Here is a 12092-nt window from a genome sequence, read left to right on the forward strand (position 1 = left end):
ACATGCATCGTATCGACACATCTACCGCACAGGTGGATAAATTTGGCGCGGGTAAAAATGGCTTTACTGGTGGTAATCCACAGACCGGCGAACTGCCTACAGCGCTTGATGCCGATTTCTTTGATTCAGTACAGGAAGAGATTGCGGCTGTAATCGAAGCTGCCGGCCTCAGTCTTTCAAAAGCAAATAATGCGCAACTTCTGGCGGCCATGAAGAGCTTGGTTGGTCCAGGCCGGCTTATTAGCATTCAACGATTCACCGCGTCTGGAGTTTACACCCCAACCACAGGCACCAAAAAGGCAGTAGTGAGAGGAGTTGGAGGCGGTGGTGGTGGCGGTGGCTGTCCCTCTACAACATCCAGCCAGCAATCAACGGCTGGGGGCGGGCAGTCAGGATGCTACGCAGAGATTACCCTTGAATCATTACTATCAAGTTACGCTATCACCATCGGCATTGGTGGCTCTGCTGGGCTTAAAACGCCAACCGCGGGGGGCGGGGGAGGCTCGACCATTATGGCGGGCGTCCTTCTTATCCCCGGTGGGTCAGGAGGCTATGCAGGGGCAGCGGTAGCACCCACGATTTCGGTCGGCGGGGTTAGTAACGGAACCACATACCCTACCGTTAGCGCTGGTGTTAACCGGATATTATTGGCAGCAGCTTCAGGACAGCCAGCACTGATATTAGGGTCAGGAACAAACCAGGCCAAAGGAGGAACTGGAGGTTCATCTCCGTTGGGTATAGGTGGTCAAGGGGGGCTTGGAGGTGCTCCTGGCTTGGCTGGCGTAGGATTCGGTGCTGGAGGAGGGGGCTGCTCTCAGCTGGCTAGCAATAGTGGTGACGCGGGTGGCGCGGGAACCTCTGGTTATCTTGAGATTTGGGAGTATGCATAATGACGAATGAAGTTTACGCTGTCGTTGATGGCGAAGGTAATATTGTTAATGCAGTATTATGGGATGGAGAAACTGAATGGACTCCAGGGGAAGGCCTTAAGGCTGTTGCTTGCGGCGACGCAAATTGCCAAATCGGTGGGACTTACAAAAAAGGAAAATTTTACCCTCCAGCCGTGGCGGAAATCCCGAAAGAAGATTTAGTCGCTCAGGCAAATGCTGGCAAGAAGTGGCTGATGAGTGAAGCAAACGCCTTCACGCAGCCATGGCAAACACAACTTATGCTGGGGATCATTACGGACGCTGATAAGGAATCACTGACGACATGGATGAAGTATTACCAATCCCTGCAGGCTGTCGATACGTCCAGTGCTCCTGATATCGAATGGCCTGTGAAGCCCGGTAGTTAAAAAAAGTCCTTCACACGATGGCTAAAAACAGCACATGATTTAATACAGAAATATTTTGCTCATTATTTTCGCTCATTAAGTTCATCGTTCGGTACGAGGGATAGTTAAATAATCAGCGAGGCCGGCCAGCATCAAGAAAGGTGATGGTTGCCACACTAGTAAATCATGTGAAATATTCAGTAAGGTAAATGACGTGAAAAAAGCGGGGCTTTCGCCCCGTATTTTTTGCAAAAGGAAAGTGCGATTAAACAGTACTATAATCATTATTTAGTTGAGAGTGATAGATTCAATTCCTATCGATATTTTTCTTATATCAGAGTTCATGCCAATATCGCGAGGCGATCTTGCATTTGGTGTTTCAATAGTAATAATTGTGACGCTATCGTCACTTAATCTGTTCCATTTGACATTTGATTCACCATTCCCCTTCGCCTCAATCTCTGAAACTTTCTCGCCATCAACTTTAAATATAAGCTTCTGCTCAGGAGTTGCAGGCGTTATTAATGCTCTGTATTTTATGCTTATTACATTCTCACCACGATGAGTTCTGACAATTAGCACGATTCTTTTCCCTTCGTTCCAGTCGCCTGAATTCTGGGTTTTTGACCATGAGTTAGGAACAACGAAATATCCCGGCGATTTGCGCTGCTCTACCTGACTGCATCCTTCACACCCAGAGAGGCCTGGCGCGAGCAAAACAACACCATCTACTTTAAATAACTTATCACCCTGCCTCAGAGAAATAAAGTCAATGAAATCATTTCGTATGATATAAACAGTATTTTTGTCATATTTGCCAGTGACGAGCTTGTTGAGGTTGATATAGTTCATTTCATCAGCCTTTATATCGCTATACCTTGCGAGATAAACAGCATCTGTCGACAAGTGATTCTTGAGTGCGATCGATGATATAGATGCCCAGTTCTCTACCTTGCTTTCGAATGGAAACGACCTGATCGAGTGGTAATTTTTAAGTTCACTCATCCAGAATTGAGAAGTAAGCTGCTCGTTAAAAGTCGGAGTTTTGAAGAAATAGAAATTGCTCCGTCCATATCCGTGACTTGTGTCCGCTACTTGCACAATGGCAAGTAGCGACAATAGTGTTACAGCCTTCTTCTCTTCAAGTGTGCGTATGCATACCACGCAAGAAACAATTACAACGCAGTAAGTAACAACCCAAAAGAACCTCGATGATGCGCGAAATATAGATAATGCGTCTATAAGCTTATACGGCAATTGGATGTCCGTCGTATAGCTGCCAATCGATATGTGGTTAGTGGTGGCGATTATAAAGCACGCGGCGGAAGCAATAGCCAGACCAGCATAGCCCTGCTTAAAATGAAATCTACTGATACACTTAGGAAGAAGTATGATGCTAACTGCTACAAGAAGTATGATGCCAGCACCCCAGTAGTTAAATTGCTCAAATGAAGCAGGGCCAAATGATTTTATATTAAAGAAGTAAGACCATCCGGAGGACATTAAAGGCGAAAAAATATTATTATTGTAATATCCATATCCGCCAGAAACTGATACGTTACCTACAGTAAAATAGCCCAGTACGAATAGGGTAGTCACTGTAACAATCAGCACCAATAGCAATTCATATAAGTTCTTTTTCGCCTGAGCTTTGTCCGTGATGAATCTCACAAATATATTGGAACCCCACAGAATTATTACCATCATGGCGATGTAAAAGTGTATTGCGCATGATAAAAATACAATAAAAGCCCAGCCTCTCGCGCTCCCTCTGCCGTTATTTTTCAAGCTGAGGTATATCGCAGCCAGTAATAAAAAGTTTGCCATCAAATTAATATGGCCCACTCTCATTATCCATGAAGGAATAAACATCAGGATAATAGTGAATGATAGTTTCAGCAGCGCGCTTTTAGTGTATAAAGATGCAATTTTCCATGAAAACAACGCCTGAAGGACGCAGCACGCCAGAAGCCAAATTCCAAAATACTGGAATGTTTCCGGAAGAACGGGAGATAGGGCTTTAAATAATATAGCCAGCAGTGGGTTTGAGTCCGTAAAAACTACCGAGCTTCCAACCTCCATCCCATAATCAGGAGAAAGGCCAATTACCGGGAACGTCCATGGTGAGTGCCTGTAGAATGCCCAACCGAGGTAATTCTGCAGTAAGTCTCCACCACCAAGCCATGCGATGCTTGATGGGTCCAAAGACTTTACCCCGAAAATATATAAAAAGAATATTACCCCAATGGCGATAGCGGCAAGGTTGTTATGTTTTTCTTTCAATTCTATCTCCCTTTCTTAATTACGTATCTTGGCCTATCTTTCGTCTCGATATAAATCCTTCCAATATATTCTCCGAGAACGCCAATCCCTATGAGTTGCACACCGCCAAGAAATAGTATAGAAACTATGATGGATGAATAGCCGCTGACAGGGTTGCCAAAAATCATTGTATTAATGGCAGTGTATGCACCATACAGAAATGATAATCCCGCAACGAACAGCCCGATATACGTCCACATGCGGAGAGGGAATGTTGAAAATGAAGTTACCCCCTCAATCGCAAGGTTCCAGAGTTTCCAGCCATTGAATTTGGTTTTGCCTGCAACACGCTCAGCTCTTGCATACTCAACTATTTCAGTCCGACCGCCAACCCAGCTGAGAACCCCCTTCATAAAGAGATTTCTTTCTTTGAGCTGCTTTATGTTCTCTACCATTTCACGAGACATCAGTCTGAAATCACCAACATTCTCTTCGATTTTTGGCGAGCTTATTTTATTGTGCAACTGGTAGAACCATTCAGCCGTTTTGCGCTTCAAATGCCCGTCAGAGCTTCTATCAATACGCTTTGCAAGCACAACATCAGCGCCTGCTTTCCACAATTCGATCATCTCTGGGATGACTTCGATAGGGTCTTGAAGGTCTACGTCAATGGGTATAACTGCATCGCCTGTAGCAGCTTCAATCCCAGCAAATAGCGCGGGTTCTTTACCGAAATTGCGTGTGAAGGAGATGGCCTTGATGCTGGGGTCTTCAGAAGCAAGGGATGAGATAACATGCTCTGTACTGTCTAAACTGCCATCATTGATGAAGACAATTTCAACTTCATATTGGGACAGCTTTTCTTTGACTGCTGCGTAGAATACGGGGATAGCTTCTTCTTCATTGAAGACTGGGACAACGAGGGATATGTTCATTTTTTGGATGCGAGGTAGCTCATGGTGAACAGGATGCAGCAAAGTATGACGAAGCTAAATCCCATGGCTAACAAGAGAATGATTGCTGACATAAAATTTTTCCTATTGAAGGTTTAATTAATAACAAGCCATTATATACGCTTGCAAGTCATGATCTAGCCTGTGAAAAGAATATTATAAAAAAGCCCCGGCGACGGGGCAGCTACAGACCGCGCCAATCTCAGTAGGCTGCGGGATGGGTGATTTGAGATTAGTCACTCACCATCGCAAGCGCCAACTAAAAACCCTTTCGCCTCAACCCTTTTACAAATCTGTGAGCCGCTCCGCCTTGATCAAATCTATCGATTGATATTACTGTTTATTCATACAGTGTTTATCAGAGGGGGATTTATCATGGCGAGAGAGAGTGACATACACGCGGCCTTCACTGGAGCGATAACGAAGGACGGGCGGGGTCGGCAGATCGTCACCACTGCGGCATTCCAGAAGCGGCTGGATGACCTGAACCACGTATGGACGCTGCAGGAGTGCAACCGGTGGATTCGACGTTACCAGAATTTCTTCTTCGAGCTGGTCACAGAGGAAAGCGAGAATAAGACCTGGTCGTTACGCAACATGGGATACGTGAGGTAACTATGGGATTTCCATCACCAGCGTCCGATTATATAGAGCGGCGCATCGACCTTAACGATGTACTGATGCCTCACCGCAACAACATGATCCTGATTGAGACGCCGGACGGGTTCGTGCTGGCAGATAAATCACTGAAGCCAGCGCCGGGCGATAAGGTCGCATTCCAGATAGGCGAGTTCCCGCAACTTGGTAGACTCTTTCGTACAGGCATCATCACTTCAGACGGTGAGACAATCGATGGAGAGGGTATGGAAGGCATCATTGTGCTGGGGAAAGTGACGGCCGAGGTAGTGTCAGTTTATGAGCCTTGCAGGCCAATAATTTAAGTAAAAACTTCATAATATGGCCTCATGTTCGCATCTAAGTTATTGAATAAATTAGGGCTGACTTTGAGGCTAAATTATGAAAACCTAGCATATTGTATTGATTTAACTTCTAAAAGCGCCTGATTTAAAATCCCTCGGCTGTAAGGCTGTGCGGGTTCAAGTCCCGCCCCGGGCACCATATTTCTGCCGCAGAAAAAAGAATAAAAAGTAATATGCAGTAATGTCGTAACCGCCCAAGGGCGGTTTTTTTGTGTCTGTTATCTGGCGCGACGGTGACGAAACAACTGACCGCCGGTATCAGCCGCCGTCAGCCGCGGGAGCTGAAAACCAGTTCATCATCCGTATCACTTACCAGCACCATTCGTTGCGCCTCTCCACTGGATGAAACAAAGGTTACTTCATTCCCGATGCTGATAGCATCGAATGCATCTGTTGGCTGCGACTGCTTCTGAATCTCCAGAACCATCCGCGAGGCAAAGGGCTTGTCATTGACCTTATCCAGACGATAGTTGGCGGTAAAGCTCAATTCGGGTTGATCAACCACGTAGAATTGTCCTGAAGGCATAGTTTTGACCTCTATGTAGTGTTGGCCATATGTCCCGGGCGGGACAGGTTGCCTGAAATTTAAGGTTAGCGGAATAATCAATGTCTGCAGGTACCCGCGCCTGGTTTATGAGTTTATGCAGCGATGGCTGAATAAACACGCCGCTTGCGCTTGTCAGTTCTGAAAGGAGCACTAACCTTGTCTACACAGTGTGCTTTCCAGGCAAACTTTTCGGGCATGGTATAAAGGTATTACTGCAACTCTTAATGGGTTGACGATGCGGGTTCAATTCCTGCTGCCCGGTCCTTCTCTCGCCTCTTCTTAACACCTGCTGCTCTGCCACCGCAAACTCATTTACATCTGATTTCACTCATTTTTGCGGCCTGCATCGAACTCTGTAACCTGTTGAAACACCCTGGCTTATCGTAAAGTGGAGGATTGTTTGCCGTCTCAGAGAAGTTAACGCCAATGAGTACACCTTCTATTCCTGACTTAACGGAACCGGCTTTACCCCTGATTATCGGCGTTGTCGCCAGCCAGCTGCGCAATCCCTTTCAACAGAAAATGCTGGATGAGGTCACACGCCAGCTCAATGCGCGCGGGGTTATCACGGTGCTGCTGAATACCGAAACTGACGTGGCACTAACAGCTCTCATCCAGCAGGCGACGCCCCTTGCGCTACGGGGTCTGCTACTGTTGCCCGGAAACAAGGCCATCAGTGCCTGTAATCTGCCGGTGCTGGAGATTGACGCAGAACCTGAATGGCAGGCGGATGCGCTGCGGGCGGGCGAAGTGACAGCAGCGTTACTGCTCGAGCAGGGGCATCAGCGGTTTGGCTTTTTGCAGAGCCAGCCCGGTGACGTGGCGCAGAAGCAGAGCTACTGCACCACATTACAGGCGGCGGGCATGACGCTGGATGCAGAACTCACTGCTGCCACTGACGACCGTGACGGCGCTTATCAGGCGATGATGCAGTATCTGAAAAAGACCCGTGCTGCTGAGCGCATTCAGGCACTTTTCTGTGAAAGCGATCTGCTGGCGTTTGGTGCGATACAGGCAGTACGCGATTTTGGTCAGGGTGCGCATCTGGCAGTGGCAGGATTTGGTGACACTGAGGAAGCCCGCAGCCCGACCTGGCATCTCACCAGCTGGTCACCGGACGTCAGACAGATCATTGGCCGCGCGTTGGATCGCTGGCTGGGGCAGCAGGCAGAGAATAACGGTGCAGAGGGGCAATTACAGCAGCGCCACTCTCATTCTGGCAAAGTCATTCCGGGTGAGATGTCAGCCTGCGGCTGCGCCTTTCGGCACTAGCCAGCCTGCAAGACAGGCTGGCCTGAAACACATTATCCCTGCGGTTGTCATGCCGGACCGACACCACCCGGTGCGCCAACCGGCTGCTGTCCGCCAGGCGGTGGCGGTGGTGGGGCATCTCTGCCCGGCGGTGGAGGTGCACAGGCGGTGAGGGTAGCAAGAATAGCCAGCGTCGATAACAGATAAGCCGTGCGTTTCATCGTAATTCCCTGATCAGGTAAGCGGAACGTAAAGTATAGAGAATCGCCAAAAAATCGCGCAGTCAGCGTCGATCGCCCGCTGCGTAGCGTAAATTAATGGCGTTTATTTGAGACGCCTCTCAACTCCTGCAAGCCGGGCATGCGTTGCGGGCAGGAGCACGCTAAGGTAGCGCTTCATTTAAGAGGAGTCGTTATGAATGGCATGATGAAGTTCGTCCGCGGCTGGCTGGTGTTCTCTGTTCTGTGGGGCGTATTCATGTGGTTTATGTCATGGCAGCAGCAGGGCAAGGAGCCTGGTCTGGCGGTTCTGACAAGTCTCTACGCCGGTTTAATCTATCAGGCGCTGATTACGATGGTGAGCCGTTACCGGGCGCGCCGACAGCAGGCTGAGTAAATTCTGCTGCCGGAGAGGCAGCAGAATGCACCCTCTTAGCCGAAATTACCGGTCAGGCGCTGATGGAAATCAGTACTGCGTGGATCCAGCCCCTCAATGGTCACCTCTGCACCATAACGCTGATAGCGATACTCAATGCCATCCAGTGCCGCGACGCTGGATGCATCCCAGATTTGTGCGTGGGTTAAATCGATCGTCACCTTTTTCGGGTCATGGGCATAATCGAAATGCTCAAACAGATCGTTGCTGCTGGCAAAGAACAGCGGACCACGCACCACATAGCGCACTGACCTGCCATCGTCGCTCAGCTGGCGTTCCGCATGGATAACGTGCGCAATACGACGGGCAAACAGCAGCATCGCGAGGATCACCCCAGCCAGCACGCCCAGCGCCAGATTACCTGTCCAGACCGTCACAGCTACCGTCAGCACCATAATCAGCGTTTCTGACCACGGCATACGTTTCAGGGTAGCGGGCTGCAGGCTATGCCAGTTAACGGTTTTTACCGCCACCACCATCATGATCCCGGCCAGCACCACCATCGGGATTTGCGCCATAATCCGGCTCAGTCCGGTTACCAGTAACAGCAGCACCAGACCGGCGGCCAGGGTGGAGACACGGCTGCGCGCCCGGCCCAGCTCAACGTTTACAATCGTTTGACCTATCATCGCGCACCCGGCGATGCCGCCATAAAAACCGGCAAAAATATTTGCGACCCCAAGGCCCCACGCTTCACGTCGCTTACTGGAGGGAGTATCGGTCAGGTCATCAACCAGCTTGGCGGTCAGCAGTGACTCCATCAGCCCGACAAAGGCGATGCTGAGTGCAGTGGGCCAGATAATCTGCAGGGTCTGCAGGTTAAGCGGCACCAGCAGATTGTTAAAACCGGGCAGGCCGGGACTCATTGGCCCTTCATCGCCCACGTTGGGCATGCGATAACCCATTAACAGTGCGACCGCAGTCACCACCACAATGGCGACCAGAGGTGAAGGAACACTCTTTAACAGGCGTGGTAGCAGCAGCACGATAGCCAGGGTGACGGCAAAGAAGATCCACACCAGGGATGACTGACCCCAGACGTGCGGCACCTGAGCAAAGAAAATCAGCACGCCAAGTGCATTCACAAATCCCAGCATGACCGAGCGGGGGATATAGCGCATCATGCGCGCCAGACCAGCCACACCAAACAGAATCTGAATCACACCGCCCATCACGACCGCAGGCAGAATATATTCAACACCGTGCAGATGGACCATCGGCCCGATCACCAGCGCCACTGAACCTGCCGCTGCTGTGACCATTGCCGGACGACCGCCCAGTATCGACAGCGTCAGGCAGAGTACCACCGAGGCGATCAGGCTGACTTTCGGATCGACACCGGCAATAACGGAAAAAGAGATCACTTCAGGGATCAGCGCCAGCGCGGTAATCACACCGGCCAGGCATTCACGGGTCAGCAGCGCAGGCGAACGCAGAACGCGCCCCACACTGATATCGCCCGCCACAACATCGGTTGCGGCAACATCATTGGTCTGAGTCATAAAGTTTTGCAGGCTCTTTAGTTGTTTTGCTCCCGCGCGAGGGGCGGGAAGATTGGGATAATGGTGAGGGGCAGATAGTACCGGGCGACTGGCGAAGATGCCAGAAAAAGGCGGGTGACTCCCTCCGTGGAGTCGCGATTACAGTGAAAAATCGTCCGGGGTTTTATGCACCACCAGGTCAAGCAGCTGCCGGTAGATGTCCAGCATCTCCCTGTCGCTTTCCAGTTCCAGCCGGTGAATAAGCTTTGAGATAATGGCTTTATTATTCACTGGCATGCCTGATTGCAGGATTTCTGCAACAAGGATACCCAGCATTTCCATCTCGCTGGCTGGCTTATTGGCGGCAGGATTAAAGTAATCAGCAATTTCCTGATTGGTCCGGGGAAGACTATCTTGCATGTGTAAGCCCTTCAGAACAGCCCGATTCCGGTTCGGATGTCAGGACAAAATCGATCAAAAAACCATCACATGGACAGATGCGATGGTGCCAGCTGCAAAAACTGAGCAGATAAAAAAATAACCTCTGAAGGTGGAAATCCACTGACACCTTCAGAGGCGACGCAAGTGCATCATTCGTTACAGAGTCGCATGACAACTCTTGGCAGTAAACTTATACAATGAAGGGCAATCTGTACAATCGGATCCTTTGGCAAAACGTGCTATTAATCACTTATCAGCAGCTTATAAGGATTAATCCGAACCCAAATCTGTACAAATAACCTATACAAACGATGGGTTCGGCTTATGAAAGGAAGGAGTAGGGGAAGTTTTAGCCTGCTTCCCGCTGAAAAACTAACTGAAAAGCGCCAGTTTTCCCGTCAGTTTGCGCAGCGCTTTCTTATCGCCGACGATAGCCAGCCCCAGCAGACGCCACTGCTGTCGGGGTTGTTGCCGCAGTACCTCACACAGCGCCTGATAATCGGTGGTACTCTGGCCTGCTTCCGGAAACAGCACCAGATCGTACTCTGCCTGTTCGCACTGTTCCCGCAAAACATCAAGCTCCTGGTCGGAGGCAGCCAGCACCGGAATGCCGGTAGTAATCAAACCGGGTGAGGGGTATTTCTCTGCATCCTCCAGCGCGTCACCAACCAATGCCGGATGGCGCTGTCCCAGGGTTAAGGCGATCACGGCGGCGGCGTTGGTCGCTTTGCCTGGCGGCAGAGCGGCATTAAGTATCATCACACATCGTTTGTCCTGCATTGCGCTTCTCCTGACGAAAAAAACGCATTGTGGCAAGTGACTCAGCCCGGGTCTGGAAGATTTGTGCAGGCGTGCTGATAACGGGCGGGGGAGAGCTGGCAGGCGCGCTTAAACCAGCGGCCCAGATGACTCTGATCGGCGAAACCCAGCGCAGCGGCCACATCGGCGACAGGCTGGCCCTGCGCCAGCTGGCGTCGTGCCTGGCTCAGTCGCCACTGCACCAGCCAGGCGTGGGGCGGCAAACCCCAGTGCGTCTGAAACAGGCGCGACAGCCGGAAGCGATCTGTCTGCAGATGCTGTGCCATCTGCGCCAGACCGGGATTTTCTGCATGGTGGGCAATCAGCCAGTCACGTGCCTGCAGCGCCAGCCGGGCATCTCTGTCTGTGGGCTGCGCGGGCAGAGACCACTGCTGGTGCGGGATGAGCTGACTCAGCATCCTATCCATCGCCGCCTCTTTGATGATGGCCGGATGGTTGTACCACAGCGCATCAAATGCGTGCCAGACAGCATACGCCAGCGGGCGGTCATCGCGCAGCGTGGCGGCAAACCGCAGCTCACGCGGTGAGGGTGCATCAGTCTGCTCAGGGGCGCGCTGCCGGGTAATCTGCTGTGGCGAAAGATAGAGCATCCGATAGGTAAAACCGCTGTCGTTGATGGCATCACCATCATGCAGCTCCTCCGGCTCAAGCATAAATACCGTTCCGGGACGACTCTGATGCTGTTTGCGTCGCGAATGAAACTGCTGTACACCTTGCTCGGTCACGCCAATCAGGTAACTGTCGTGCCAGTGCGGGTCATAGGCGTGTCCGGTAAAATGGGCGCGCAGGGCCTCGATACCACTCACGGCGTCGCGACGCAGATCGACCCAATTTGCTGATGCCTGTTTCATGTTATCCGGCTCCCGGTTACGGCCTCTGGACATTCTGACGTGATCCACTAATTTTTAACAGACCGGACGCTTTTCAATCGTGTTTCGCTTTGCGTATAATAACGCTTCCACTCAATTAGATGTCTTACTATTAGGCTGCTAACATTTGTCTCAGCATACGCGTACCTTTACCCATTTACTGCATCTGACCGCCCACGCCTGGCGGCTGGCGGTGGATCGTCACCTCAAAGATAGCGGCTTAAGCATGAGCAGCTGGATGGCCATCGGGCTGATTGCCAGTGAACCGCAACGCATGACTCAGACCGAACTGGCGCAGCTGCTGGGACTGGAAGATGCCAGCATGGTGCCGCTGGTGGATCGGCTGGTCAAACAGTCACTGCTGACGCGGGTACAGCCGCCGGAAGATCGCCGTAAACGTCACCTGGTGCTGACCGAAAAGGGCAACGAAGCGTTCGCTAAAGTGAAAACCGAAGCTGATGCACTCCGTACTGAAATGCTGGCCGATATTGATCCGCAGGATCTGGCTGTGACCGAGCGTGTACTGCAACAACTGCTGAGCCGCATGGGAAGTATGTAG

At 50.8% G+C, this 12092-nt stretch carries 14 protein-coding genes and 1 tRNA gene; 7 read left to right on the forward strand and 8 right to left on the reverse strand.

Annotation, left to right across the window (positions count from 1 at the left end):
* The first annotated feature begins 2 nt into the window (after positions 1–2).
* Positions 3–890 (forward strand): glycine-rich domain-containing protein, encoded by an 888-nt coding sequence (locus AC6I8C_RS06905; RefSeq protein WP_497821989.1) that lies wholly within the window; start codon positions 3–5, stop codon positions 888–890.
* Entirely contained in the window at positions 890–1297 is a 408-nt protein-coding gene (locus AC6I8C_RS06910) for a tail fiber assembly protein (RefSeq protein ID WP_497821990.1), read from the forward strand. The genes AC6I8C_RS06905 and AC6I8C_RS06910 overlap by 1 nt, the downstream gene beginning before the upstream one ends.
* Before the next feature lie 267 nt (positions 1298–1564).
* On the opposite strand, the gene AC6I8C_RS06915 is transcribed toward AC6I8C_RS06910, so the two are convergent.
* Entirely contained in the window at positions 1565–3559 is a 1995-nt protein-coding gene (locus tag AC6I8C_RS06915; protein ID WP_497821991.1) for a DUF6311 domain-containing protein, read from the reverse strand.
* A gap of 2 nt (positions 3560–3561) precedes the next feature.
* Entirely contained in the window at positions 3562–4473 is a 912-nt protein-coding gene (locus tag AC6I8C_RS06920) for a glycosyltransferase family 2 protein (protein WP_497821992.1), read from the reverse strand.
* Positions 4474–5108: 635 nt separating this feature from the next.
* Between AC6I8C_RS06920 and AC6I8C_RS06925 the strand changes: the two genes are divergently transcribed.
* Complete coding sequence (locus AC6I8C_RS06925; RefSeq protein WP_497821993.1) at positions 5109–5432, forward strand: S24/S26 family peptidase; 324 nt, start codon at positions 5109–5111, stop codon at positions 5430–5432.
* A gap of 307 nt (positions 5433–5739) precedes the next feature.
* On the opposite strand, the gene AC6I8C_RS06930 is transcribed toward AC6I8C_RS06925, so the two are convergent.
* On the reverse strand, positions 5740–5976 hold the full coding sequence (locus tag AC6I8C_RS06930) for a hypothetical protein (RefSeq protein WP_497821994.1): 237 nt from the start codon (positions 5974–5976) through the stop codon (positions 5740–5742).
* A gap of 231 nt (positions 5977–6207) precedes the next feature.
* Here AC6I8C_RS06930 and AC6I8C_RS06935 point away from each other — a divergent pair.
* Together AC6I8C_RS06935 and AC6I8C_RS06940 are read left to right on the forward strand one after the other, a co-directional pair.
* A tRNA-Lys gene (locus AC6I8C_RS06935) sits at positions 6208–6280 on the forward strand.
* A 164-nt stretch (positions 6281–6444) separates the two neighbouring features.
* Positions 6445–7290, forward strand: coding sequence for a substrate-binding domain-containing protein (locus AC6I8C_RS06940; RefSeq protein WP_497821995.1), 846 nt, complete (start codon positions 6445–6447; stop codon positions 7288–7290).
* Between the two features lie 47 nt (positions 7291–7337).
* Here the strand turns inward: AC6I8C_RS06940 and AC6I8C_RS06945 are convergent, their stop codons facing one another.
* Positions 7338–7490 (reverse strand): hypothetical protein, encoded by a 153-nt coding sequence (locus AC6I8C_RS06945; RefSeq protein ID WP_497821996.1) that lies wholly within the window; start codon positions 7488–7490, stop codon positions 7338–7340.
* Between the two features lie 193 nt (positions 7491–7683).
* Between AC6I8C_RS06945 and AC6I8C_RS06950 the strand changes: the two genes are divergently transcribed.
* Positions 7684–7884, forward strand: a complete 201-nt coding sequence (locus AC6I8C_RS06950) for a DUF6404 family protein (protein WP_497821997.1) — start codon at positions 7684–7686, stop codon at positions 7882–7884.
* 35 nt (positions 7885–7919) lie between these two features.
* Here AC6I8C_RS06950 and AC6I8C_RS06955 read toward each other — a convergent pair whose 3' ends face one another.
* The 4 genes from AC6I8C_RS06955 to AC6I8C_RS06970 all read right to left on the reverse strand — a co-directional run bounded on the left by AC6I8C_RS06955 (position 7920) and on the right by AC6I8C_RS06970 (position 11515).
* Positions 7920–9425 (reverse strand): SulP family inorganic anion transporter, encoded by a 1506-nt coding sequence (locus AC6I8C_RS06955; protein WP_497821998.1) that lies wholly within the window; start codon positions 9423–9425, stop codon positions 7920–7922.
* 138 nt (positions 9426–9563) lie between these two features.
* Positions 9564–9824: a biofilm/acid-resistance regulator YmgB/AriR gene (locus AC6I8C_RS06960; protein WP_497821999.1), complete on the reverse strand. Its 261-nt coding sequence runs from the start codon at positions 9822–9824 to the stop codon at positions 9564–9566.
* Between the two features lie 393 nt (positions 9825–10217).
* Positions 10218–10625, reverse strand: a complete 408-nt coding sequence (locus AC6I8C_RS06965; protein WP_497822000.1) for a DUF2000 domain-containing protein — start codon at positions 10623–10625, stop codon at positions 10218–10220.
* A gap of 41 nt (positions 10626–10666) precedes the next feature.
* A complete protein-coding gene (locus AC6I8C_RS06970) occupies positions 10667–11515 on the reverse strand; it encodes an AraC family transcriptional regulator (RefSeq protein ID WP_497822001.1) in 849 nt (282 codons plus the stop codon).
* 145 nt (positions 11516–11660) lie between these two features.
* Between AC6I8C_RS06970 and AC6I8C_RS06975 the strand changes: the two genes are divergently transcribed.
* The gene (locus AC6I8C_RS06975) at positions 11661–12092 is read left to right on the forward strand and encodes a MarR family winged helix-turn-helix transcriptional regulator (protein ID WP_013357394.1); all 432 of its coding nucleotides are present in this window, start codon (positions 11661–11663) and stop codon (positions 12090–12092) included.

It is taken from the genome of Pantoea sp. X-Soil-YNGN-844 (assembly GCF_059730595.1).

Bases quoted from the DNA above. Each gene is read 5' to 3' on its own strand.
- AC6I8C_RS06905 (WP_497821989.1), top strand. From the start codon at position 3: ATGCATCGTATCGACACATCTACCGCACAGGTGGATAAATTTGGCGCG.
- AC6I8C_RS06910 (WP_497821990.1), top strand. From the start codon at position 890: ATGACGAATGAAGTTTACGCTGTCGTTGATGGCGAAGGTAATATTGTT.
- AC6I8C_RS06920 (WP_497821992.1), bottom strand. From the start codon at position 4,473: ATGAACATATCCCTCGTTGTCCCAGTCTTCAATGAAGAAGAAGCTATC.
- AC6I8C_RS06925 (WP_497821993.1), top strand. From the start codon at position 5,109: ATGGGATTTCCATCACCAGCGTCCGATTATATAGAGCGGCGCATCGAC.
- AC6I8C_RS06940 (WP_497821995.1), top strand. From the start codon at position 6,445: ATGAGTACACCTTCTATTCCTGACTTAACGGAACCGGCTTTACCCCTG.
- AC6I8C_RS06945 (WP_497821996.1), bottom strand. From the start codon at position 7,490: ATGAAACGCACGGCTTATCTGTTATCGACGCTGGCTATTCTTGCTACC.
- AC6I8C_RS06950 (WP_497821997.1), top strand. From the start codon at position 7,684: ATGAATGGCATGATGAAGTTCGTCCGCGGCTGGCTGGTGTTCTCTGTT.
- AC6I8C_RS06955 (WP_497821998.1), bottom strand. From the start codon at position 9,425: ATGACTCAGACCAATGATGTTGCCGCAACCGATGTTGTGGCGGGCGAT.
- AC6I8C_RS06960 (WP_497821999.1), bottom strand. From the start codon at position 9,824: ATGCAAGATAGTCTTCCCCGGACCAATCAGGAAATTGCTGATTACTTT.
- AC6I8C_RS06965 (WP_497822000.1), bottom strand. From the start codon at position 10,625: ATGCAGGACAAACGATGTGTGATGATACTTAATGCCGCTCTGCCGCCA.
- AC6I8C_RS06970 (WP_497822001.1), bottom strand. From the start codon at position 11,515: ATGAAACAGGCATCAGCAAATTGGGTCGATCTGCGTCGCGACGCCGTG.